We start from the raw sequence: 22,693 nt of genomic DNA, 5'->3' as shown, positions 1-22,693 counted from the left end.
CTTTGTCTCAAAGGTTCACAGGAAGAAGCCGCATCTCAAACCCATGCCACTCCATATCCAGCGGTCCAATGCAGGAAAGTCCGTGATCCGGTCCCGTGTCGAGCATGTCTTTGCCGATCAGAAATCGCAAATGGGTCTGTTCATCCGAACTGTCGGTATCACTCGGGCCACCATGAGGATCGGGCTGGCCAATATCGTCTACAACATGCGCCGCTTCCTCTTCCTGGAGAGGATTAACGCCGCCGCGTAGCAATCCAGAGCATGAAACCCTCTCTCTGCTCAAAACGCAGAGTGAAAATCAGGACCAGCAACCAGAAATCAGGCGCAAGGGTAATCAATCAAGGGTTCTTCGATCCCTCCATTTGGGCCTGCTCGTGGCCCACAATCGCATACAGAGCGAATTGAGCAGTCTTTTTGGTCGACAAATTGAACGGATTATCCTGCCCATCGCCCGCATCCGGTCTACGTTCGTAGGCACCTGGAGCGATTCGTGGGCTAAGAAGCGCGTTCGACCATGCCGAGGCGGCAAGCGCCTCATGTCGGACACCGAAACGCACTCCATTGTTTCTTAGAACGGACATGCTCATGGCTTTCAGAAGGCTGGTTTGCACCAATGCAGCGCCGGTCACCTGGGCCGTCATTTGCGCCCATGGCAATCTCTACCCTACGATGCACCGGCCTTCATCGATCTGGCGCGGAGCAAGAAATCCTTTTGATTGCACCTCTTTTAACCAAACGCCTGAGACTTAGGACGCCGAATGCTGACGATCTCTATCGTTATCTAGCTTACCGAAACGATACAGCGGCGCTCGCTGCCCAGATGATGCAGCCAGTGGAGCTGAAGGAAGCCGAATTGTTTCTCGCCGCGCAGTCACGTATGGCGCCGGAAGCTTATGGTTGGCGAATGCTCGCGGTCGAGAAAAGCGACAAACCCGGCCTAATTGGAGAGGTCGGCGTGTTCATTGGTGCGGAGGAGCCGCAAAAGGGGGACATCGGTTGGTGGTTCGCTGCCAATCATCAAGGACAGGGTTATGCTTTGGAGGCTGGAACGGCGCTAATCGAGTGGTGTTTTGCCCATCGACCTCTCCATCGCCTGACGGCCCATTGCCTTATTGCAAACGATGCCTCGCAGCGCTTAATGCGAAGACTTGGTCTCCGACAGGAAAGCCAGACGGTCGAAAGTCGTTATTTTAATGGCTGCTGGCATGACGAGGTCGGATACGCTCTTTTGAGGCGCGAATGGCTTGAATTAGGCTCAGGACCCATTGATTTGATTACGGATAACGGTTTTTCGATCCCTCCAAGTCAGCGCTTACACCGAAGCTTCTGCTCTGCTGGACAGTCTTCCCATGGCACAGCAACTGCTGGCGAATCCGGGTTATGATGCTGACTGGGTCCGGGATGCTCTGAAGGCATAAGGACTGGCGGCGTGTTGCAACACGCTATGACAGATGTCCGAATGCCTTCTTCTCGGCCATCTGCCTCGCTGCAACCGTCATCTTCTGCCTATGACGCATATTGCCCAATACAACGTTCCCTCAACAGTTACCATCAAGACAATGACGTATCCTGCCACTCGTCTCCCACAAGTTCCGGAGTTTCAAACTGCTCCAAATTACGGAAGTGAATAGCGCAATCTTCGCTGAAAAAATGACTTACAATTCCCTTCACGAGCCGATCTGCTCCATCACTGATGGCCGGAATGTCTCCACTAACCTTGCCATGAGACAGAGTCGCCGGAAAACAAAAGCAGTGAATATTCCGTAGATCCGGACAAATGACGTCAGCTTTTGGCTGGAACTCGAACGCGGGGCCAAGATCTGGTGAATTGGCCAACTCACTGTTGATAACACCATTGTAGCGGTTATCAGGAGCCGGGACGAAACGATCTTTCCAGAAACGTATCCGGTCAGAGAAAACCTGAAGTTCAGGTCGCTTTACCAGATCAACATTAAAGCCTGTCGCTGCAATGATGAAGTCTGTCGCAAGCGCACCGCGTGATGTTATGAGTTCAAGGGCATCTCCATCCGCAGCGATTTCTTCGATCTGACAGTTCAGATGGAAGAAAGCATTCGGATGCTGCGAAACACGCAGGACACTTGGACGTGGCGGAGGCGTCTGGGCCGAGAGTGTGGCGTCCAGAAAACGCCATTTCCATTCGTCGGGTAAGTTGACGAACCCCTGCACGACACCCTGGCTTCCAATACCGGTGAACTTGTTGATCCGTGGTATATCTCCCCGCCTGACCAAGACATCGACCTGCGCGGCCCCCTGCTCGAGCGCAGTTGCCGCATTGTCCATCGCCGACGCCCCGGCCCCGATCACGACCACCCTCTTGCCTTTAAGGGCCGCAAAATCGATCATATCGGCCGAATGCGCCCGCAAATGCTCGGGAAGTGTTCGGATCACGTCCGGCATATAGGCGCCACCAAGGCCGTCACGCCCCGTCGCCAGAACAACCTTGCGCGTCAGAACCTCTTCCGCCTTGCCATTGCGCAAAATGTTCAGCCTGAGCAGACCATGATCCGCAGTATCGATTTTCTGGACAAGGACCCCGTTTTCGACCGGCAATTCAAGTACGTCACGGAACCAGACAAGGTATTCCATCCACATGGTTCTCGGAATCAGTCCAAGCGTCTCCCATGCCTGCACGCCGAAACGATGCTCGTACCAGGCACGGAATGTCAGGACGGGTATCCCAAGACATGGTCCTGTCAGCGTCTTGGGAGACCGCAGAGTGTCCATTCGGGCATAGGTAACCCACGGTCCTTCCCGGTCCTTCGGCGCCATATCGTAAACAACATGATTCAGCACTCCGTAGCGCCTGAGCGTTCCGGAAGCCGTCAGACCCGCCATCCCTCCCCCGATGACGATAACATCATGGACTTTCTCGCCCTGATGCTCCCTCTCCGGCACCCAGGATCTGGCCGGAAACTCAAGCCATTTCAGTTCTTCACGAACACGTTGGTTCAGAGTTTCAATACCACTCATCGTATCTGTAACGTCATCCATGGGAGGCTTGATCTCTCAGATTCAAGAACGAAGCGCGGGGTCATACCCGCATAATGCCTCTTCGATAATTTCAGATGAGGCCCGGCCATGCAGTCTGAAGCCAGACAACCGCTGGGTCGCAACGGCTTTCAGAGCTTCTGAAAGCGCGGCGAGGCCTGGAGAAAGAATATGCCCGCCCGGCTTAATCACACCGAAGAAAAACGGGATCCGCTCCGCGAGCGGACGGACGGTCATACCCTTGATCGACATCCCGGACGCTGTGGCAGGGTCCACAATGGCCACCCCTAGCCCTGCATTTGCCATAGAGAGGGCTGTCACACTGGCTGTTGATTCGAAAATCCTGCGAGGTCTGACATTTTCAGCCATAAAAGCGGCATCAATGCGTCCCCTCAAGCGCGACCGATCGGCAATCGTTACGATATCCCGGTCTTTGAACTGTCGAAGGCTGATTGCCTCCTGATTAACCAGTGGATCATTTTCCTGAAGCGCCACCATACAGCACGCTTCTCCAATCCAAAGGACATCCACTTCCGGATGATCCACTGGGAAACTCGTAATACCCAGTCCAGCCCGTCGAGCCACCACGGACAGGGTCACCTGTGCGGCCGGAACAGACTGAAGATGAACATGTTCTGGCAGCAAATCTGCAGGGAGACAGGCAAGGGCCGCAGGCAACACCCCATTGGCCATGGCTGGAATGGCACTCAGCTCGAATGGCGCGGCAATCTCGTTCCGGATGTCATTGACACGTTTTACAAGCAATGAGCATCCACTCAGGAAGCGGTCGACTTCAGTATGAAAGATACCTCCCTGTTCCGAAAGGACGATTCTGGGACCGTTCCTGTGGAACAGCACGAATCCAACGGTTTCTTCCAAATCCTGAATGAGTCGCGTCATGGCTGGCTGGGACCGGCCAAGCTGTCGTGCCGCTGCCGTCAGACTTCCCGCGGACACGACCGCGCAAAACGCTTCAAGCTGCCTGATGTTGAGACATTCCAGTTCCATAACACCAATCATAGAAGGGATTTTTATATCCCCACAAGCCATAATGCATAATAGTAATGAAAATTCGTTGCCATTCATTATCGACATGCTAGGCTGACACTAACGCTGAACAGGAATCTTGAGGGGCAGGCTTCGACAATGGATATTCTGGAGCTTTTGAGGGAGGCAGCGTCAAACTGCCCAGCCGAGGATTTCCTCGCCCAGCGTGGCACCTTGCTTGAAATGAGCTATGCGGCAAACGACGCCGTTGTTACTCCCAGAAAGCCGGGACGGCTTTCATACCCGCTACGACTGGCCATCGCCGCGCGCATCTCAGGGCAGTGCAAGGTGGACACGCTGCGGCAGATCTATCTGGAACGTCTGGCAGGTCTTCCTGAAGCAGACGAATGGAGCGCTGTTGCCGACACGTCTGCACAACCACCTATGGATACATTCACGGCCGCCATAGTTGCCTATTCTGATCTGGTCACGCTGCACCCCGCCAAGGCCACCCGCAAGGATATCGTGATCTTACAAAAGTCGGGGCTGGAAGACGCCGATATTGTTCAGCTCGCCGAACTTGTTGCCTGCATCAATTACCTCACGCGCCTGGTTCCCGGGCTCCGTGCTCTGGAGACCGCATCATGAGCCGTCCGGTCCACAATTTCACTACTGCAACGCTGGACTGGCTGCCCTATATCCGCCCTGTCAGGCTGGAAGAGGCCACGCCCGAACAGCTGGACGCAATGAAGGTTACGCCGTCCAACCGCAAAATTTCCGATTATGTGCTGACACTCGCACATGATCCTGAAAGCCTTGCCATCCGCTCTCCCCTCTTCAATGCCATCATGTACGGGCGGGACGGTTTGTCACGCGCAGGTCGCGAAATGGGTGCCATTGCGACCTCCATCCACAATCACTGCATCTACTGCACATCCGTTCATGCTGCCCGTTTTCTACAGATGACCGGACGCGAGGACCTGATCCAGGAGATTTTCGCGGAGGGTGAGGAAGCTGCGCTGGACGATTACTGGCAGCCCGTATTTGATTTCTCTCTCAAGCTGACTCGCACACCGGGAGAGATATCTCCCACGGATATCGAAATACTCCGCACCGGCGGCCTGACGGATCTGGAGATTTTCGACCTCGTCTGTTCAGTCGCAATTTTCGGCTGGGCCAATAGGCTCATGCACACACTGGGTGAAGCGATTACTCCCTGACGGCCACATGGCCTGAAGCATCACTCCCCAAGATAAGGTGGCATAGTGCATGTCTGAAACACGACGGAATTTCAGAGCCGTCATTGGCGCAATCGGGGGGAATGCCCTCGAATGGTACGATTTTGCAATATTCTCTTATATGATCCCGCTCATTGGTGATCTTTTCTTCGCGGATTCCAACCATCGGGGAGCGGGAGGGCTGTTACTGAGCACCGCCCTGTTCGCGGTCGGCTTCGTCAGCCGCCCGATTGGTGGAATTGTCTTGGGATATTACGGCGACCGTCGCGGACGTCAGGCTTCAATGCTGCTCGGAATGGTCATCATGGCGATTGCCGTCGCCATGATGACGTGCGCACCTACATACCAGCAGGCAGGCCCTGTAGGTGCGATCATGATTGCAGTTGCCAGATTGCTTCAGGGCTTTTCCGTAGGCGGCGAATTCGCGACTTCCACGACTTTTCTGGTGGAAATGGCACCTGCAGGACGCCGCGGTTTTTTTGGCTCCTGGCAGATCACGGGCCAGATCATTGCACAGGTTCTGGGAGGAACCGTGGGCTATGCGATGAGTACATTTTTTTCCACAGCCACCATTCATGCCTATGCCTGGAGGCTACCATTCGCGCTGGGTCTGCTGATCGTGCCCGTCGTTCTGCTGATCCGTCTGTCGGCTGCCCGGGGCGCAGCCATACGTCCCCGCACGCCACCCGCTGCATCGTCGTTCTACCGAAGCTTTGGAGCACAGTGGCGTCAGATCGCCGCAGGTATGGGCCTTGTGACGGCCAGTACGGTCTCGTTCTATATCATTTACGGCTACGTCGTAACCTATGCCTCACGCGTGCTGCACCTCTCCGTAACCCATGCCTATCTGGTCCAAATGTCGGCGGCTGCATCAATGCTGCTCGTCGTCCCCTTCAGTGGCTATCTTTCGGATCGTATCGAAAAGCGCTGGATTATCCTCGCGGCCCTTGCTTCCTATCTTGCGCTGATCTGGCCTCTCTACAGCTGGCTTCTGAGCGCGCCGTCAATCGGACGCCTTGTTGTCCTGCAAGTCGCACTCTCTGTCGCCAGCGGTATGTTTCTGGGTGCCTATGTTACCCTGATCACCGAAATCCTCACTCCCCAGACACGCACAACGATGCTGGCCATCGTGAACAATGCCGTAGTGATGGTCGTCGGAGGGGGCTCCCAGTTCATCGTCACATGGCTCATCACCGTGACCGGACGCGCCATGGCTCCTGCCTTTTTCGTCATGACGGGCGTTTTGATCGGCGTCATCGCTGCATGCGCACTGCTCATAAGTCCTTCGCTACGCCGCCCTAATGCGGCCTCCTGAACCGGCCGCTTCCCCACTGCGCATGCCTGCGCGCATCGGAACAGAATGAGACTGACCATGAAGACAAAACATATGGTTGCGGGACTGCTGTTCGGTCTCGATTTCGGCACGAATGCCCTTGTGGACAGTGCCCGGGCCGCCGATCTGGCGCCCCTGCCGCCTCATTCCCGGAAAACATCCGCCAAGGCCGCTCAGGTATCCGCGCTATCCCAATCCAAACCCTCAAGCGAATCAATCAGTGTCATCGGGGCGCAGGCCAGCGCCATGTCCGCCCTGTCGAACATGACACCGCGCCACAGCACGACCAATGTGGAAGTCGTGACGGCAAAACAGCTTCTGGCTACCGGGCAGACCAGCGTTCTGGCAGCTCTGGCCCAGACCGTCCCTGCCGTGAATTCTCCACCCGCCGGCGGAATTGGGTCCAATAACGTCGCGCGTATCATGATCCTGCGAAACCTCGGACCTGATGAGACCCTGATCCTGGTCAATGGCAAACGGCGACATGTCGGCGCGAATTTTAACTACAATACCGGCCCCGCTACCGGCTCCGAGCCTGCCGATATCAGCCTGATCCCACTTAGCGCTGTCGATCATGTCGAAATCATCACCGAAGGGGCTACGGCCCTGTACGGACAGGATGCAATCGGCGGTGCGGTCAACATCGTTCTGAAAACCGGCGCACATCACGGCTCCGTCACCCTTCAGGACAGCGGATATTACGCAGGCGACGGTGTCGGAATCGACGGATATGGCGACTACGGGGTCGCGTTGGGCCATAACGGCGGCTACATGGACTTCGCGGCTCAGGTGACACACCAGCAGCCTACCAACCGCTCCGGCCTGAACACGACGCAGAAATATTTCTCCCTTCCCAACGGGCAGCGAGACCCGCGTGAATCCATCATTGGCAACGATGTGAACCGTATTCAGGGCCTCAGCCGTTCAATGCTCGAGACCTTCAGTGCCAACGGCTCTGTTCCACTAAGCAATGATGTCGAGCTGTATAATACGACGACCTACAGCCACCGGGATGTCGACGCACCAGGTTTTTTTCGCACGTCCAATAACGATTCAAACGTCCGCGCCATTTTCCCGAATGGATTTTCTCCTCATCTGACGGCAGAAGAAAACGATTTCCAGGTCAATGGCGGCCTGCGCGGCAAGAACCTTCTGGGTTGGAGTTGGGATCTTTATACGACCTATGGTCGCGATCAGCTCCGCTTTGGTGCTTATGACACCATCAGTCCAACTTACGGTCTCGACAGCCAGACCAAATTCTATAACGGAACAGATATTTCCTCCGAGCTGACATCCGGCTTCAAGGCCTCTCGTCACTATAACCTTGGGTTTCTTCCCAAACCTCTAGGGGTAGAATTCGGGGGCGAGTACCGACATGACACATTCCAGATGACGCAAGGTGATACCCAGTCCTGGGGCAATGGTGGTGTGCCCATTCTTGATGGTCCGGACAAAGGTCAACTCGCTTCTCCCGGCGCTTCTGCCTATGCTGGAACCCCACCCTCAGCCGCAGGTAATCATTATCGTGATATCTTCGACGGCCATGTCAATTTTGACGCCTGGGCGACCAAGAAGTGGGAATGGACTGCTGGAGGTCATGCGGTAAACTACTCGGATACCATCACGGCCTACACCGGCTCTGTCGGCACACGTTATAATTTTAGCAAGCGATGGGCGGTCAGAGGCAATATCAACAGCGGATATCGCCCTCCGAGCCTCGGAGGCCTTTATTACAGCACCATCTCCTCCACTCCGAGCTACACAACAGCTTATGAGGCCTCTAACAGTACAGTCACACGGCTGCTGGGCGGTGAAGGACGTAAAGGGGAATATTCACGCAGCTACAGCATCGGAATCGATGCCACCCCTGTCGATAATTTCCATCTCACTGCCAACCTGTACAGAATTGGTATCAACGACCGTCTTGAAAGCACGTCCAATTTCGGCGGAACCGCTATCGAAAACCTCCTTCAGGAGCAGGGAATTTCTGGCGTACGCTTCGTCCAATACTATACCAACCCGGTCGATACCGTCACGAATGGGGGTGACATCAATGCCACCTATCTCTGGCACCTGCCGCAAGGCCATAGTCTGGAATTCGGCGTTTACGTGAATATCGCTGATACCGAGATATCACGCTACCGCAAGACTCCGGCTATTCTCGCGGCTTATGGCCAATCCTATTATAACCAGTTCTCACAAAACGATCTTCTGCGCACATCGCCAAAAAACCGCGAGACACTGTCTCTCACGTGGCACAAAGGTCGCTATACCGTCAGTGTGCAGGAACTACGCTATGGCAGCGTCATCTTCATTGTCAGCCCGACACAGGCTTCCTCCTTATGGACGCATGTCCGTCCACAGTGGAACACCAACATCAACCTCGATGTCGCCCTTACCAAAAAATGGCATGTTTCGGTGGGAGCCAACAACCTGTTCGATAAATATCCTACACAGGTCAATCCTGCTGCAGCCGCTCCAACAGGCTCCTATCGTTACGCCACCTATTCCCCATCCGGCTTTATGGGAGGCTACTACTACGCCAAGGCCTCATTCAACTTCTGAAATGGAACAATCTCATAAGCATTGATTGATGCGCCTTATGCCTACGTTAATATTTTTCCAAATGAAAATTCTCAGGCCTGACTTCCACTCTGCATTCCCAAGAGAGTGGAGGTTTCCAAGAAATCCAGAGCTTTGATGACTGCTCTATTAATCCAACACATTAAATCCTGAGATTAAACACTTGGCCAGCCAAGTGTCCACCTCTCCAGCCAAAATAGGGCAGTCGTTGACGGGATCTTCGCGCGGGCAGGTCAAACGATGTTCAAGATATTTCTTTGTCGTAATGGCAGCCTCGATCTTCTGATCGAGTATTTTAACGCGCTCTTCTAAGATATTTCTAACGATTTGATCATGACGGTTGCTAACCAGTATATTCGCAATTTCGCTTAAGGATAGGTATCCCGCTTTGCGTAAGAGTTGGATAAGCGCAAGACGTCTCAGCTCTGCTTGAGCATAATAGCGACGTCCTGATTTCCGAAAGGTGGGCTTGAGAAGATCAATATCTTCGTAATAGCGCAGGGCCGAGGCCCGAATGCCGAAGCGCTGCGCCACCTCAGCGATGGAAAGGGCATCTATCATCATGCCTCATAAGTAGTCGATTAAGGCCTTGACCTCAAGTTGGCTTGAACTCGTATGCCTCTATCAGACACACGCCTGAACGGAGCTTAATCATGCCAGAAAATTTCGCTTTCCAAGGATCAACCTCTGAGCGGTTTGAAGCAGTAAAACAGGAATTTGCATGCCTAATAGCCAATGAGGGCAACGATTTTGCGGCACAGTTCGTTGTCTATCATCAAGGAGAATGCGTCGTTGATCTTTGGGCAGGAGCAGGCGTAAACGGAGATTCTCTATGTGGCGTATATTCGGCCTGTAAAGGGGCGGCCCACCTTGTCGTCGCACTCCTTGTGCAGGATGGCATTCTCAATCTGGACGAGCGCGTTAGTCACTACTGGCCAGAATTTTCTGCAAACGGAAAATCTGATATTAGCCTGCGTGAGCTGATGGCGCACCGAGCCGGGCTCGCAGGGCCAGACAGAGGGCTTTCACTGGATGAGCTTTCAGACGATCGCGCTGTCGCCCAGAGGATTGGCCAGCAGCGGCCTTACTGGCGCCCAGGTACCGCTTTCGGGTATCATGCGCTTGTCATTGCGGCCCTCACAGGAGAGGTCGTTTTTCGTGCTACTGGCTGGACCATTCAAGAGCATTTCGCATTTCGTATTCGTACTGCGCGCGACGTCGATTTTTTTCTAGGCCTTCCAAAAGAAGAGGAGCATCGCTTCTTAGAGGCCCAATTACCTTTAATTACTCCGGAGCATTCAACCCGAACATCTGGACATGCAGTCGGTTCAACCAACTTGTCGGACATTGCTTTTAACCGGCATCACCCAGAAAATCCCGCAGTATGGGAGTTGCCTAATTTCAGGATTGTACGAGAGCGTGGGCCAGCATCATTTGGCGGCGTGGCCTCTGCACGAGCTCTCGCTCGGATGTATGCTTCAGCTATTAGCCCCATGGATAATCTGGAACCGTTGTTACGCCCCGAAATCACCACACAATTTTCGCAGATTCACTCTATCGGCTACGATTTGGTAACCCGCAATCACAGGGCGTTTGGAGCCGGATTTCATCTCCCCTCCGAATATTATCCTGCGGTAGCTCAAGGAGCATTTGGTCACAGCGGTGCTGGTGGTCAGCAGGCTTTTGCCGATCCGCGGAATGAAATTGCATATGCTTATAGTCGACGTCGCCCGCCTGTCCCGTTCGCCGCCGCACCAGAAAATGATAGGCTGATACGCGCGGTATATGCGGCTATTGCAAAATAACGTTCTTCATACCGGAAGTCGCAACTAATATTCACGAGCAAAAATACGTTACGTTTGAAATGATTTTTTTTGTCGCACTAATGGGAGAAATATTTCATCAACGATCTCGTGAATAGCCTCATCGGATAAAGGTTGGAATGTCATCATCATTTCGTGACGGGTAAGGTCCAGGGGAAGTGACATAATTCTGGGCGTAAGATGTGCTGGATCGATTTCCCCCCGCCGTATAGCTCGTTCAATAATAGAGTGAAACTGACTCCCATCGACGATCCGTGCCCGTATATCAGAAAAACTTGATCGTTCGGCAACGAGATCCTTCTGCATATCGAAGAACAGTTGCAGGTCTTTGGAGCCGGCACGATCTGACATGTATCTGAGAAGCTGGCAGAGTTCTTCGCGCAGACTGCCCATATCAGGAATGACGATACACGTGCGCGCAAACTGCTGAGCTAGCGCTGCTGTTGCAAGCGCTGTTCGACTGGGCCAGCGCCTATGTAGCACTGGACGGCTGGTTTCTGCCCGACGTGCAACGTTTTCAAGCGTCAGGCCTGCATAACCATGTTCTATTAGCTCTGCCCACGTTGCTTCCAGAATGGCCTTTTCCAGTGCGGGACCGCGTCGTCGTGTCTGTTTCTGAGGTCTCATGGCTTTCCATTAAGATGCATATCGAATCTTATTGCGCACTATTATAAATCAGATAAGATGCTTTTCGAGTCTTATTCTAGGTGCATAATATGAGCATTCCAATGGTTCGAGCGCAGCACCGCTCCGTTCTCATCTCCGGTGCCAGTATTGCAGGACTGACACTTGCTTTCTGGCTCGATCATTATGGATTTGATGTAACGGTAGTTGAACGGGCATCAACCATCCGGACGGGGGGATACCCGATCGATGTGCGCGGTACGGCAACTGATGTAGTCGAGCGCATGGGGCTTCTGTCACAAATCCAGGAGGCACATATAGCATCTCGTGATGTGACCTTTGTAGATGGTGCGGGCCATGTCCTCGGCAACATTCCGATCTACGAGGCCATTGGCAATAAACAACGTGATGTCGAACTCCCGCGCGGCACTCTTACGACATTACTCTATGAAGCTACACGCGGTGGCAGAGTGAATTATCGCTTCGATGCTTCAATCGCCTCGCTCCATGATGTCGGTAAAGGCGTGGATGTTGGATTCACAAATGGTGAAGTAGCGCGATACGATGTCATCATCGGTGCAGACGGTTTACACTCTCACACCCGCAATCTGGTCTTTGGTCCTGAAGAACTATTCCGGCATTCGCTCGGGTTCTGCTTCAATCTTTTCTCTATACCAAACGACGGGGAGGTCTCACACGGCGCAGTCATTCATGCTGAGCCGGGGCGTACAGCCGGGGTCTGGGCCATTCAGGATAACCCTAGTGCCTTTGGTTTCCTCGCCTTTGAGATAGACGAAGTAGAAAAAAAATTCTCTCGTGATGCAAAAGAACAGATGAAGCGCACGCGGGCTGTTTTTTCCGGCATGGGCTGGAAGGTTCCACATCTTCTCAATGTAATGGAGGCACCCGACGATTTATATTTCGATACGGTCAGTCAAATTCGCATGCCTCGTTGGTCTGCAGGACGTGTAGCGCTGGTGGGGGATGCGGCGTGTGCACCTTCTTTTCGATCAGGCCAAGGTACCAGCTTGGCTTTGGTTGGGGCCTATGTGTTGGCGGGGGAATTGGCGGTATGTGACACTCCAGAAGAGGCGTTTGCGGCCTACGAACATCTCGTACGGCCGTTTTCTGAAGCGAACCAGACATTGGCAACCGATGATAACGGGGCTTTCTTCTTACCCAAAACGCAGAGGGATATTGAGGTGCGCAACCATATTCTCTCTGAAATCGCCCGCAATGGGACGGAAGGCATCTTTGATGCACGTAGAGCGAGAGTTTATAATTTTCTGCATCTTCCTGACTATAGGACCGTGTAAAGAGAATATACAGATATGCAAGAAATCATGTTTCTACCTTTTGAAGGTAGAAACATGATCGAATTTTCCTTGTCCAACCAAAAGCATCACAGTGTAATAGTGCCACAACACGACAAAATAGTATAGAAGTATTTCCAGACAGTCGACGCAACGACACTTTTATCGGATTCATCCATCAACATAGCTCGAAAATGACATAACGTTCCGACACGTCGATTATTCTGAACTCCTTACGATCCCGCGAAACTAAAAATTTATACGAGATCGACAACAATTAATTATTTGTGGTCATAGCAACCTGTTCCAGATCCTCAATGAGGCCAGGACCAACCGGTTGCCAGTTCAGGCGCTCCCGCGTCGTGATGCTTGATGCAGGAAGATCCATGCCAACAAACATTCCGAGCCAGCCAAAATGGCTTTCAGCCCTTTCCGGGGGCAAAGACATCATTGGCAAATCAAGGGCAGCACTCAGTGTCTCAGCAATTCTCCGAACTGATATCCCTTCTTCACCAACTGCGTGATACCGCGCTCCTGCTTCTCCCTTTTCGAGGGCAAGGCGATATAGCAAAGCGACATCCAGTACATGTGCCGCGGCGAAACGGTTAGCGCCGTCCCCAAGATAGGCAATGATGCCCTTCTGGCGCGCAATTTCGATGTATTGTGTGAGAAGTCCCTGACGTGCCGTATCGTGCACCTGTGGAAGACGCACAACTGAGAGATTGACCCCAGCATCCTGTAGCACCTGACCAGCAAGTTCGGACGCGACGCGAGTGTTTGGGCTGTTCGCATTAAAGACGTTTTCCATTGCAACCGCTCCTGGCAAAAGGCTGCCCATCCCAGTCCCGGACGTGATAATGAATGGCCGATCTGAACCCTTCAGTTCGGCTCCAATGGTCTCTATTACGAGGCGATCTTTTTCGCAGTTTTCTACAAAATGCGAAAAATCATGATCGAAAGCTGTATGAATTACAGCATCTGCCTGGGCTGCACCGGATCGCAGACTGTCCGGGTCTTCCAGTGTACCCCGATACACGTTCACTCCTTTTGCCATCAGCGATTGGGCACCAGCATCTGATCGCGTCAGTCCCAGGACCTGATGTCCGCCTGCCAGGAGTTGGTCAGCCACTCTGGCCCCGACGAATCCGGTTGCACCTGTCAAAAATACACGCATGGACCTGTCTCCACAGATTGTTCGAACGGCCAGCTTGCTCTAAATTCTATCCAGTTAAAGTAGTGACGTTATCATGGTATAATCTTTAATAGGTTCGATATGAGTCTTAAAGACGGTAACGCTCTAGGGGACTTCCTGCGTGACCGTCGGACACGCATGGACCCTGTGGCGCTCGGGCTGAAATCCGAACGACGGCGCACGCCCGGGCTTCGCCGGGAAGAGGTTGCGCAGCGATCCAGCATTTCCCCAACGTGGTATACGTGGCTTGAGCAAGGCCGGGGCGGAGCGCCATCTGCAGACGTGCTCAACCGCTTGGCCACCGGCCTTTTGCTAACCGAAGTTGAACGCGAACACCTCTTTATCCTTGCGCGGGGTCATGCGCCTGAAATCCGCTACCGGAAGCACCACGGTATTACGGAACGCTTGCAGCACGTTCTTGATGGCATGCCGTTCACACCTGCGACCATCCGTACAGCCACCTGGGACATCGTCGCATGGAACAGGGCCGCTACCTTGCTTCTTACGGACTATGCGCAACTCCCTCCTGAGAGACGCAACATCCTGCGTCTGATATTCAGTGAGCCACGCGTGCGTTCCGCCCAAGAGGACTGGCAAGCCGTCGCACGTTATGTTGTCGGATCATTCAGGGCTGATGTTATCCGCGCAGGGGCATCAAGGGAGATTAACCGCCTTGTTACGGAACTCTCGGCTGAGAGCCCGGAATTTGATGAGCTCTGGCGGGACAATGATGTTGTAGGACCTGGTGACGGCATCAAAAGGCTACACCACCCGGATCTAGGTGCTCTGAGCCTGGAATTCTCCAGCTTTTCGGTGGAAGGTCGGTCAGATCTCACGATGACGACCTATCATCCGGCAAGCGAACAGGAAATGATCCGAGTAAGATCCTTCATAGACGCTCGGTGAATTCAGAGTGATAAGGCGATCTTTGTCGGTCATTATGTATAAACATACATAATTATAGCCTAGATGATGAAGTTTTTAATTTATATTGGATTGTCGTCGCTGCGGAGTGCGGTGATATATTACCACGATACAGTCTTTCCGTACCTGTCAATAAAGCGCAGGCCTGGTATTCCTTGTTGCGCAATTAATGTTTTGACCAGCTGCGGGATCGTTTCCTCAATGGTAAATGTCGCTTCCGGCCCACCCAGTGCGGTACGGATCCAGCCCGGCGCCATTAATACTAACGAGCGACCATTGGCATGACGAGCAGCATAGCAGCGCATATACTGGTTGAGTGCCGCTTTACTGCCCCGGTAAACCTCGTGACCGCCCCGCTCATTATTGGAAACGCTACCCTGTCCAGACGACATGACTCCGATCAGGCCGTCGGGACTTACCAGATCTTGCAAGCCCTCCACGGCACGCATAACGCCAAGTACATTGGTCAACATGACTCTCATAAACTCATCTGTTGATACTTCCGCGATAGTCTCGCCTTGATTGTAGTTAGCTGTTCCGCCGTTGATGAACAGCATATTATGAGTGCGTCCGGACATTTTGTCGCGCAGTGCGGCGATCTGTGTGGGTTGGGTGAAATCGAGCTCTTCAATCGTGATCTGGGTCTGATTGGCGTCGGCCAGATCGTGTAATCCGGTCCGAGTAGTGCCACGCACAGTGCCGACGACGTGCCATCCTTCTTTTACGAATTCGGCCGCCATCGCTAGCCCAAGGCCACGTGACGCTCCAACAAGCAGGATCGATTTTTCTTGTGGGTATGACAGGCTGTCCATGCCGTGATTCCTTTGTGTTATTCCCTCAATATATGTAGATCACAGACATTCGCCAGATGCTTCTTATGCAAACAATAATTGCGTGTAAGGCCACTCCAAAACGGAATGGATACTTGATGACGACGCCCGATTTAAATCTTCTGACTGTATATTCCCCGGCGACTTTTTGAACGTCATCACGCTCATCGTGCAGCCGTCAGCATTTCTTTTTTTGGGCTTTTTTAGAAACGCGGATCGGAGCGGCAATCAGTTATCTGACTGGCAGAGAAAGCCAATATATTCTGCAGGATCGCTTCACAGCTGGGGGCACGATTTTTTAAAAATCGCAATGATCATGCCGCCATGCAACGGAAGTTCAGATACAACATAACGTCGATCTTCTTTTAGATAATTCGTCAGTGAGCGTAGGTTGCCGCGAAAATGTCCTACATTATCCAAAACCACAATCGCGTTATTAGACAATTTTGGTTCGACCAGTCGCAGGATATCCATTGCCAACGTGGGCCAGCCATCAAGCAAAAGAAAATCCACCTCGCATGCGAGATTTAAAAGCGTCAAACGCGCATCACCCTCACGGACTTCGGCATAGGTGCTTAAGCCTGCAGCAGCGATATTGGCACGGGCAGAGACGACTTTAGCAGCAACCATTTCCGTCCCAATAAGACGTCCGCCAGTCTGGCTATCCCGTATCGCTGCAGCAAGGTAAATACTGGATACCCCGAACGACGTGCCAAACTCGACAGCGCACTGCCCCCCTCGCGACCGGAGAAGCATGTACAAGAATTCACCCTGCTCGCGATCGATTGGGAGAAGCTTGTCATCATAAAAACTCATTTTTTCTTTGAAATTGATTGAACGCCCCATCAATAACGCAGGCAACTGCGGCAGATAACGCTTCAGTAATTGCGCTCTCTGAGCATTTGCAGTCGTGATGAGAGTGTCGATTACACGTTGGGCAACAGGATCAAGAACTGTGAGCCTGTCTGCAAAGACCTTCGAGGATTGCCTTTTTTTCGTCATTCAAACTCTCCTTCCCTCAAGACCTAGCATCTCAATGAAAGGCGGATATAAAGCGTTTAGGCCATTATATATCGCTGAGCCGCCATATGCATGCAACGATCCCACTCGCCGTACCCATGCCCTCCGGAAGCCTGTTAGTCGCAGCAATGGGCCGTCAGTCCATGGAGCGAACCTCTCCGCCACACCGTCATTCTGAAGGTCAGTTGCTCGGCTCTCTGAAAGGTTTATTGACAGTCGGAACCGATGCGGGCCTCTGGATCGTACCGACAGTTCATGCCGTGTGGTTTCCGCCGAATACGGTACATTGGAACCGCTCTCACGGCCCGATGGAGGGATGGACGGTTTATATTTCCGAGGAAGCCTGTCGAAATCTGCCGTCACAGGCGTGTACGATCCGAAATTCAGGCCTATTATTAGAGGCCGTAGTACGCGCAGCAAGTTGGAAAACCGGGCCATACGATGAAGCTTCACATCGAATTGCTCGTGTTATTTTGGATGAAATCTCGACATTGCTTTCCGAAGATTTTTGTTTGCCGTTCCCGCGTGATCCAAGAGTCAAACGCGTAGCTCAGGCCTTAATTGATAACCCTTCCGATGCACGTGACGTTAAGACATGGGCATCGTGGGCTGCGGTGAGTGAGCGCACGCTCAGCAGACGATTTGTACAGGAAACAGGATTTAGCTTCAGGACCTACAGGCAGAGGGCGCGACTATTACGTTCTCTGGAGATGCTTGCCGAAGGCCAATCCGTAAACCTCATCGCGCTTGACTTGGGTTATGCAACAGCAAGTGCATTTATTGCCGTGTTTAGTCAGGTTTTCGGAAAAACTCCCGCCGCCTATCGTGAAAAAATGTATTTGCGCGGCAACGGCTAGGCTCAGGACTCATCGCCAAAAAATGACGGTCGGGCATCTGTCATAGCGTATTGCGACCCGTCGCCAGTCCTTGAGACGCCTGAACATGATCTCGATGCGATTGTGGCGTTTATATTTCCGCCTGTTGTATTCAACTGGTTCCGCAGGATTTCCGCCCCAGAATACAGGGCTTTATCCCTTCTCTTCCAGGGCGTCCCAGAACCAGTCGGCGCCATACCCACAATCTTCCAGCATCCATTGTGCTACAGAAAGACTGCCCAGCTGCACAGAGGCCGCGCTGCAATCACTCACCTGTCCCGCAATCATAAAAGAGCGCAGCGGTCGTCCGTTCTGATCCGTGATCGCATGCAGCTTCGTGTCCGTGCTGCCTTTTATCTGCCCGGTCAGGCGGCCTGGATCCCCTTTTTTAACCGCAGGCTTGAGGCCGTGCGGTGCGCTTTGAGATACGTCGCATCAATCATGATGGTCCGGGGCTCGGCTTTCGCAGCAGGCAGGCCATCCATCATCTACATGAAAATGCTCATGTCGCCCCAGCGCTTGCAGCGGTTGTACAGCGTCTTGTGTGGAGCGTATTCCCGGGGTGCATCACGCCAGCGCAGACCATTGCGGTTCACAAAAATGATGCCGTTCAACATGCACGGCTGCCTTGGGGAAGTTGACCGCAACAAGGCAATCCAACGAATGATGATTTTCAATCGACTCAAGACGCAAAGGGGGAACCATCAATCAGTATGATAAAAGCCCAACATCATAAGCTCGACATATCAATCAACGCCTCTTTGCTCCCTCCATTTTCAATCTCATAGGGCTGGCGCAACTATCCGACACCAAGTATGGACCCCCGCCGTGGATCTGAAGCGCCATGATAGCTATATTGTCAGTCGACCGAGAGCGAAGCGGCAGCAATGCACTTCCATTGGTCCAGCGCATCGTACCGTTTTCGACATTGTTCCATCCAGGTAGATCAGTGTCATGCAAATGGGAGATCAACGTCGTCGACGTATCAGATTCAAAAAGCTTTATATTGCCGACCAACACACCAAGTATACGGCGATCATCCACAAAAGGACCGATCACATCGCACGGCCGGCTGGCATTGGACAAAATACGAACGGACCTTACGCCAGAAGGGATCTTGAACATGACCCGATCTTTCGCCTTGCGGATAGGATGAAGAATTTGCCCGGCTTCAGTGACAAGACGTAACCCATCTTCGTATGTCAGAATCGCTGCTTGCGACCGCCCCGAATATTCGACGTGATCGGCCCGTGACTGAAGGTTACGAAACAGAGGTTCAACAAAATGGCGCGAAACATCGAGAGGGGCCGCCGCATCATCCCAAGTTAAATTACGGCTCTGCCTAATTGAGACAACCGGACCGTTCTGATCGAAGCCGCGTCTGTTACCGGTATCGAGGTAGCTTTCAGTTAATACACCATCGGCCATAATGACAGAGTGCTCCTCTGTCTCCACATGATAATAATCGTAAGATACTATGCTTTTATCGAAAAAAATCGAACGCCCGTTAACAAGCATGCGGACCGGGACGAACCGACCGTCAAGAAACAGACAATGTTCTGATGTAATGAGCATGTCTTTGTAAGGGACGTTGTGTGCAATCGCCCCTTTCAACAGACGCACCGGATAGCCAGCTTCATCATCCGGCAAACGCACATGAACGATTGCACGCGATTGCCCCACCCACGTTACCTGCCTGATGGTGCCCTCTGTTACGTCGTCATCAAAGGCAACAATATGATCGCCGATTTGGATCTCTTCTACGGGAATATCGCCTCTGACCGTGCGTATACGGCTTCCCCTGCAAAAGCAGGCCCCTCCAGATACGCTCAGAATGGCAGTGTTGCTTCCGTAAGTCTTACCAAAACTCTGAGACCCGCCACTTCCGGCAACAACTGTATCTGAAAGATTCGGAAGGGCAAAATTCGTAGTGCCATTACCGCCATAAGTTGTGCCTAAAAGAGAAAAAAGCGCCACATTTTGCCCAATGGGCAGCAGTGCGCCATTCGCCAGTACCCACCCCTGAGGAATGGAGGCCGCTGATCCTGCATAGGCACGGATTTCACCCATGACGGGACCATTATCGCTACCTGCATTAGGATAAGCACCGTCGACACAGATAATGTAATTCAGTGCAAGCCCGGGAGCACGATTGTCAAAGGACGTGCCTTTACCTCCATCGGACACAGGGACGTTCGCATTACTCAGCGAGACTGTCTGCTTTCCTACAACAGCCCCCAGTTTTAACGTGCTGGATGTCCCGATAATGCTGCGCCCAGTCAGATTAGGTAGCGCAAATGTTGCCTGTCCATCTCCGCCATAAGTGGTGCCAATTACCGCATATAACTGGGGGTATTCGGCGATAGGCAGTAATTGCCCAGCTGCTACAAGAAACTGCCCACCAGAGATCATGAAGGTTGACCCCGCAAAAGCGTCAACCTCTCCCACAAATCCCGGCGAAGACGAGTCACTCGTCACGCGAATGAGATAATTGACGTTCAGTGAAGGTTGAGCGTTATTCACTGATTGGCTGACGCCACCCAATGCCGGCGGCAATTGGTCGTCGGTCAGCGTGGTCTGGCTTTCGCCAGTCACCTGTCCCAAAGACGCACTGCTTTGGCTTCCTACTTCTACTTTTCCTGTCAGATCTGGAAGATTGAAATTCTGACTACCATCTCCACCATATATCGTACCAAGAAGAACAAACAACGACTCGTTGCCCTTAATGGTAAGAAGCTGACCCTGATCCTTTAAGGTGACTGACGTTAAAATATTGTCAAAAGCAAAGGTTCGGATCATTGCTATCGGCATATCCGAGGAGCTTGCGGCAGATAGAAAGCTGCCGCTGACGACAATCGCCTGCGTCAACGTTATAGTCTGCTGATTATTGTCAAATCCCCCAGTAGTCATACAGATGCGCGCCTTTGATACTTTTTCCTGTCGTATTTGGCGTAATAAAAGATCACATACACAAATGCATCTCTGTAAAATGGACTGTTTTTAAAAGACATTTATCCAGTTTCGATCTCAGCCTCAAAAAAAACAAGTCGAAACATGAATCTCACCAAAAATGCGACAAAGGGATTTCCTTCATCCGGCAGACCTCTAAAGATGATGCCTGATCATTTTGTTGGGCATTTGTATGACATACGCTGACTTTACATCCTCCGATCACAAAACCGTGCCAACCTACACAGTTGATGATTTGATGGCATTGCCGAGCTTCCTTCAGTGCCTGAATTTCTGTAACCAGCAACTTCTGTCGATCCACAGGCAAATGCCGCGGGAAGTCCGCTATGTCGCTGATTTACGTCGCTGGGTTATGACCCACGGCGCACTTGCATTGCATTTTTCACACCAGATTAATCCGGATCTTCCACCACTCACGGCAACCAATCTTTTTCGTGAGGTCGAACATACGGGAATAGCCAGTCCCAATACGGTCACGAGCTATCTGAAAGAAATTCATACACGAGGTTATATCACCTTGCTGCCCAAGGCAGACCAGCGTGTGCGGGCCTATGCCATGACAGAATTTTCCGAAAAAATGTTTTATCTCTATCTTCAGATCAATCTGCAGGGACTGGATCTGATCGATGGTGCCGGGCGTGCTGACATCGCCAGTACAGATCCGCGAATTTTAACCCACATGCACCCGATTTTTGCGCGGCACATGCTCAATGACCCGGTCTATTATGCGCCCCCGCCGTCGATTGCCCCCCTGGTCAACACAACGATTGGAATCTCTATTCTCAATGAAATGACACGAGCACAAAAAGAGACGCCGTCAGACGCCAGCCGCGTTTATATTGCTCTTGGTAGCGCCAGTGCAATGGCCAAACACTATGGTGTTTCTCGCGGAAACGTCGCCAGATTGCTTTCAAAAGTACAAAATGCTGGCCACTATGGACAAGATGACCGAGGCACGTGGATTTCAGAACAACTGTTGCAAGACCATTATGTTCTACAAGCCCTCAAAATGGCTCATAGCGCATCAGCCTTCATCGAAGCACAGAAGCTGAGAAGCGAGGAAGCCTCCATGAGGCAACTACCGATTTCCACATGAACTGATAGCACCTGCCGGATGGCTGTATTCTCTAGGAAAAAGCTTGATCAAAGGAATACTGCTGTTGAATCGTCTTAAATTTTTAGTCCCATGTTTTAATGATTGCGATTGATGAATTTTTCTGACTCTGAAGTCCATATTTTGCCGATGCATTCGCAAGGTGTGAGGCCACTCAGGGCCTTGAACCTTCGCCCTTCGCTACACCGAGCGTCTGACTAAGGCCGGGATCAAGCCGTACGTCGGCAGTGTCCGGCAATTCATACGACCGCGCGCTCTGGCCGAGACCGAGAAGCCGTTCTACGCCGCTATAAACCACGTCCACATGGCTGCGTAATTTACACAGACCGGTCTCCGAAAATCCCGAAGTGTTTCAGACTGCCTCAGAGACAGCCGTTATGCAGTTCGGGAGACGTTACGTTCGTCCCATAGTGTCCGAAACGTGGTGGCCAGATTGAAATCGAGACGTGAAATATCGACCATGATCATTTTGATTATCAAAACCATCAATTTGCCCGATAATGGGAAAAATTCCACTCTTCCTGTCACCCTAATTCACCACATGCATGAGAGATCCGGACATGAGCCAGCATCGCGTCGCCGTTATTCAGGCGGGAACCAGTCTTTTCAACACTCCTCAGACACTGGATCGGATGGAGGCCCATTGCGAAGCGGCTGCGGCACAGGGCGTTGAGCTTGCAGTGTTTCCCGAGGCGTATGTTGGCGGGTATCCAAAAGGGCTAAGTTTCGGTGCAATTCTGGGAAGCCGTTTTCCAGAAGGACGTGAGGATTATCTGCGTTACTGGAAATCTGCCATTGACGTGCCAGGAGCAGAAACGGCGCGGATTGGCTCGTTTGCAGCGAAAATGAAGGCTCACC

The 22,693-nt window shown here is 52.4% G+C and carries 20 protein-coding genes and 4 pseudogenes; 13 read left to right on the top strand and 11 right to left on the bottom strand.

All coding sequences use genetic code 11. The features are described 5' to 3' along the window. Positions 1–250, top strand: a pseudogene (locus GSP01_RS12120) (IS5/IS1182 family transposase); the annotation flags it as partial. Between the two features lie 88 nt (positions 251–338). Here the strand turns inward: GSP01_RS12120 and GSP01_RS14775 are convergent. Then, a complete protein-coding gene (locus GSP01_RS14775) occupies positions 339–641 on the bottom strand; it encodes a hypothetical protein (protein WP_167495545.1) in 303 nt (100 codons plus the stop codon). On the opposite strand from GSP01_RS14775, the gene GSP01_RS12115 reads away from it, so the two are divergent. Together GSP01_RS12115 and GSP01_RS12110 are read left to right on the top strand one after the other, a co-directional pair. Next, positions 614–1,384: a GNAT family N-acetyltransferase gene (locus GSP01_RS12115; protein ID WP_307722865.1), complete on the top strand. Its 771-nt coding sequence runs from the start codon at positions 614–616 to the stop codon at positions 1,382–1,384. The two genes, GSP01_RS14775 and GSP01_RS12115, sit on opposite strands and share 28 nt — an antisense overlap. Next, positions 1,302–1,512 (top strand): annotated as a pseudogene (locus tag GSP01_RS12110) (IS5/IS1182 family transposase); the annotation flags it as partial. The gene GSP01_RS12115 and the pseudogene GSP01_RS12110, both read left to right, overlap by 83 nt. Positions 1,513–1,551: 39 nt before the next feature. On the opposite strand, the gene GSP01_RS12105 reads toward GSP01_RS12110, so the two are convergent. Then, entirely contained in the window at positions 1,552–3,012 is a 1,461-nt protein-coding gene (locus GSP01_RS12105; protein WP_141353900.1) for an FAD-dependent oxidoreductase, read from the bottom strand. 21 nt (positions 3,013–3,033) lie between these two features. Continuing rightward, positions 3,034–4,017 (bottom strand): LysR family transcriptional regulator, encoded by a 984-nt coding sequence (locus tag GSP01_RS12100; protein WP_167495543.1) that lies wholly within the window; start codon positions 4,015–4,017, stop codon positions 3,034–3,036. A 138-nt stretch (positions 4,018–4,155) separates the two neighbouring features. Between GSP01_RS12100 and GSP01_RS12095 the strand changes: the two genes are divergently transcribed. Genes GSP01_RS12095 through GSP01_RS12080 form a run of 4 tightly spaced genes read left to right on the top strand, consistent with a single transcriptional unit; the run spans position 4,156 to position 9,132 of the window. Then, a complete protein-coding gene (locus GSP01_RS12095; RefSeq protein ID WP_141353896.1) occupies positions 4,156–4,644 on the top strand; it encodes a hypothetical protein in 489 nt (162 codons plus the stop codon). Beyond that, positions 4,641–5,216 carry a peroxidase-related enzyme gene (locus GSP01_RS12090; RefSeq protein WP_141353894.1) on the top strand — a complete coding sequence of 192 codons (576 nt, stop codon included), beginning with the start codon at positions 4,641–4,643 and terminating at the stop codon, positions 5,214–5,216. Before GSP01_RS12095 ends, GSP01_RS12090 begins: the two co-directional genes overlap by 4 nt. A gap of 49 nt (positions 5,217–5,265) precedes the next feature. Next, the gene (locus tag GSP01_RS12085; RefSeq protein ID WP_141353892.1) at positions 5,266–6,549 is read left to right on the top strand and encodes an MFS transporter; all 1,284 of its coding nucleotides are present in this window, start codon (positions 5,266–5,268) and stop codon (positions 6,547–6,549) included. A 57-nt stretch (positions 6,550–6,606) separates the two neighbouring features. Continuing rightward, the gene (locus tag GSP01_RS12080; protein ID WP_228123844.1) at positions 6,607–9,132 is read left to right on the top strand and encodes a TonB-dependent receptor plug domain-containing protein; all 2,526 of its coding nucleotides are present in this window, start codon (positions 6,607–6,609) and stop codon (positions 9,130–9,132) included. Between the two features lie 147 nt (positions 9,133–9,279). Here GSP01_RS12080 and GSP01_RS12075 read toward each other — a convergent pair whose 3' ends face one another. Further along, entirely contained in the window at positions 9,280–9,714 is a 435-nt protein-coding gene (locus tag GSP01_RS12075; RefSeq protein ID WP_141353890.1) for a MerR family transcriptional regulator, read from the bottom strand. Positions 9,715–9,803: 89 nt separating this feature from the next. On the opposite strand from GSP01_RS12075, the gene GSP01_RS12070 reads away from it, so the two are divergent. Then, positions 9,804–10,955 (top strand): serine hydrolase domain-containing protein, encoded by a 1,152-nt coding sequence (locus GSP01_RS12070; protein WP_141353888.1) that lies wholly within the window; start codon positions 9,804–9,806, stop codon positions 10,953–10,955. A 48-nt stretch (positions 10,956–11,003) separates the two neighbouring features. Here the strand turns inward: GSP01_RS12070 and GSP01_RS12065 are convergent, their stop codons facing one another. After that, the gene (locus GSP01_RS12065) at positions 11,004–11,600 is read right to left on the bottom strand and encodes a TetR/AcrR family transcriptional regulator (protein ID WP_141353886.1); all 597 of its coding nucleotides are present in this window, start codon (positions 11,598–11,600) and stop codon (positions 11,004–11,006) included. Positions 11,601–11,689: 89 nt separating this feature from the next. On the opposite strand from GSP01_RS12065, the gene GSP01_RS12060 reads away from it, so the two are divergent. Continuing rightward, positions 11,690–12,913: an FAD-dependent monooxygenase gene (locus GSP01_RS12060; protein WP_141353884.1), complete on the top strand. Its 1,224-nt coding sequence runs from the start codon at positions 11,690–11,692 to the stop codon at positions 12,911–12,913. A gap of 274 nt (positions 12,914–13,187) precedes the next feature. Here GSP01_RS12060 and GSP01_RS12055 read toward each other — a convergent pair whose 3' ends face one another. Further along, complete coding sequence (locus GSP01_RS12055) at positions 13,188–14,084, bottom strand: SDR family oxidoreductase (RefSeq protein ID WP_141353882.1); 897 nt, start codon at positions 14,082–14,084, stop codon at positions 13,188–13,190. 99 nt (positions 14,085–14,183) lie between these two features. Between GSP01_RS12055 and GSP01_RS12050 the strand changes: the two genes are divergently transcribed. Further along, positions 14,184–15,008, top strand: a complete 825-nt coding sequence (locus GSP01_RS12050) for a helix-turn-helix transcriptional regulator (protein ID WP_141353880.1) — start codon at positions 14,184–14,186, stop codon at positions 15,006–15,008. A gap of 119 nt (positions 15,009–15,127) precedes the next feature. On the opposite strand, the gene GSP01_RS12045 is transcribed toward GSP01_RS12050, so the two are convergent. Beyond that, entirely contained in the window at positions 15,128–15,838 is a 711-nt protein-coding gene (locus GSP01_RS12045) for an SDR family NAD(P)-dependent oxidoreductase (RefSeq protein ID WP_141353878.1), read from the bottom strand. 294 nt (positions 15,839–16,132) lie between these two features. Then, entirely contained in the window at positions 16,133–16,858 is a 726-nt protein-coding gene (locus GSP01_RS12040; protein WP_141353876.1) for an O-methyltransferase, read from the bottom strand. 86 nt (positions 16,859–16,944) lie between these two features. Between GSP01_RS12040 and GSP01_RS12035 the strand changes: the two genes are divergently transcribed. Further along, positions 16,945–17,733, top strand: coding sequence for an AraC family transcriptional regulator (locus GSP01_RS12035; protein WP_141353874.1), 789 nt, complete (start codon positions 16,945–16,947; stop codon positions 17,731–17,733). A gap of 9 nt (positions 17,734–17,742) precedes the next feature. Here the strand turns inward: GSP01_RS12035 and GSP01_RS15245 are convergent. Together GSP01_RS15245 and GSP01_RS12025 are read right to left on the bottom strand one after the other, a co-directional pair. Then, positions 17,743–18,368 (bottom strand): annotated as a pseudogene (locus GSP01_RS15245) (IS5 family transposase); the annotation flags it as partial. A 133-nt stretch (positions 18,369–18,501) separates the two neighbouring features. Then, positions 18,502–20,619 (bottom strand): tail fiber protein, encoded by a 2,118-nt coding sequence (locus GSP01_RS12025; protein ID WP_167495542.1) that lies wholly within the window; start codon positions 20,617–20,619, stop codon positions 18,502–18,504. A gap of 274 nt (positions 20,620–20,893) precedes the next feature. On the opposite strand from GSP01_RS12025, the gene GSP01_RS12020 reads away from it, so the two are divergent. Then, positions 20,894–21,817, top strand: coding sequence for a hypothetical protein (locus GSP01_RS12020; protein ID WP_141353870.1), 924 nt, complete (start codon positions 20,894–20,896; stop codon positions 21,815–21,817). Positions 21,818–21,912: 95 nt separating this feature from the next. Here the strand turns inward: GSP01_RS12020 and GSP01_RS15465 are convergent. Next, positions 21,913–22,011: pseudogene (locus GSP01_RS15465) on the bottom strand (IS481 family transposase); the annotation flags it as partial. Positions 22,012–22,395: 384 nt separating this feature from the next. Here GSP01_RS15465 and GSP01_RS12015 point away from each other — a divergent pair. Beyond that, a partial coding sequence (locus tag GSP01_RS12015) for a nitrilase-related carbon-nitrogen hydrolase (protein WP_304363367.1) occupies positions 22,396–22,693 on the top strand: 298 nt, incomplete at its 3' end.

The organism is Gluconobacter sphaericus NBRC 12467 (assembly GCF_006539125.1).
Taxonomy (GTDB): Bacteria; Pseudomonadota; Alphaproteobacteria; order Acetobacterales; family Acetobacteraceae; genus Gluconobacter; species Gluconobacter sphaericus.
Note: the sequence above shows the minus strand (reverse complement) of the source record. Positions and strands in the feature narration are given on the sequence as shown.

Excerpts from the sequence above, each read along its gene's own strand:
- GSP01_RS12035 (WP_141353874.1), top strand. The coding sequence starts at position 16,945 with ATGCATGCAACGATCCCACTCGCCGTACCCATGCCCTCCGGAAGCCTG.
- GSP01_RS12065 (WP_141353886.1), bottom strand. The coding sequence starts at position 11,600 with ATGAGACCTCAGAAACAGACACGACGACGCGGTCCCGCACTGGAAAAG.
- GSP01_RS12080 (WP_228123844.1), top strand. The coding sequence starts at position 6,607 with ATGAAGACAAAACATATGGTTGCGGGACTGCTGTTCGGTCTCGATTTC.
- GSP01_RS12040 (WP_141353876.1), bottom strand. The coding sequence starts at position 16,858 with ATGACGAAAAAAAGGCAATCCTCGAAGGTCTTTGCAGACAGGCTCACA.
- GSP01_RS12115 (WP_307722865.1), top strand. The coding sequence starts at position 614 with ATGCAGCGCCGGTCACCTGGGCCGTCATTTGCGCCCATGGCAATCTCT.
- GSP01_RS12100 (WP_167495543.1), bottom strand. The coding sequence starts at position 4,017 with ATGGAACTGGAATGTCTCAACATCAGGCAGCTTGAAGCGTTTTGCGCG.
- GSP01_RS12050 (WP_141353880.1), top strand. The coding sequence starts at position 14,184 with ATGAGTCTTAAAGACGGTAACGCTCTAGGGGACTTCCTGCGTGACCGT.
- GSP01_RS12075 (WP_141353890.1), bottom strand. The coding sequence starts at position 9,714 with ATGATGATAGATGCCCTTTCCATCGCTGAGGTGGCGCAGCGCTTCGGC.
- GSP01_RS12090 (WP_141353894.1), top strand. The coding sequence starts at position 4,641 with ATGAGCCGTCCGGTCCACAATTTCACTACTGCAACGCTGGACTGGCTG.
- GSP01_RS12045 (WP_141353878.1), bottom strand. The coding sequence starts at position 15,838 with ATGGACAGCCTGTCATACCCACAAGAAAAATCGATCCTGCTTGTTGGA.
- GSP01_RS12055 (WP_141353882.1), bottom strand. The coding sequence starts at position 14,084 with ATGCGTGTATTTTTGACAGGTGCAACCGGATTCGTCGGGGCCAGAGTG.
- GSP01_RS12105 (WP_141353900.1), bottom strand. The coding sequence starts at position 3,012 with ATGGATGACGTTACAGATACGATGAGTGGTATTGAAACTCTGAACCAA.
- GSP01_RS12070 (WP_141353888.1), top strand. The coding sequence starts at position 9,804 with ATGCCAGAAAATTTCGCTTTCCAAGGATCAACCTCTGAGCGGTTTGAA.
- GSP01_RS12060 (WP_141353884.1), top strand. The coding sequence starts at position 11,690 with ATGAGCATTCCAATGGTTCGAGCGCAGCACCGCTCCGTTCTCATCTCC.
- GSP01_RS12020 (WP_141353870.1), top strand. The coding sequence starts at position 20,894 with ATGACATACGCTGACTTTACATCCTCCGATCACAAAACCGTGCCAACC.
- GSP01_RS12095 (WP_141353896.1), top strand. The coding sequence starts at position 4,156 with ATGGATATTCTGGAGCTTTTGAGGGAGGCAGCGTCAAACTGCCCAGCC.
- GSP01_RS12085 (WP_141353892.1), top strand. The coding sequence starts at position 5,266 with ATGTCTGAAACACGACGGAATTTCAGAGCCGTCATTGGCGCAATCGGG.
- GSP01_RS14775 (WP_167495545.1), bottom strand. The coding sequence starts at position 641 with ATGACGGCCCAGGTGACCGGCGCTGCATTGGTGCAAACCAGCCTTCTG.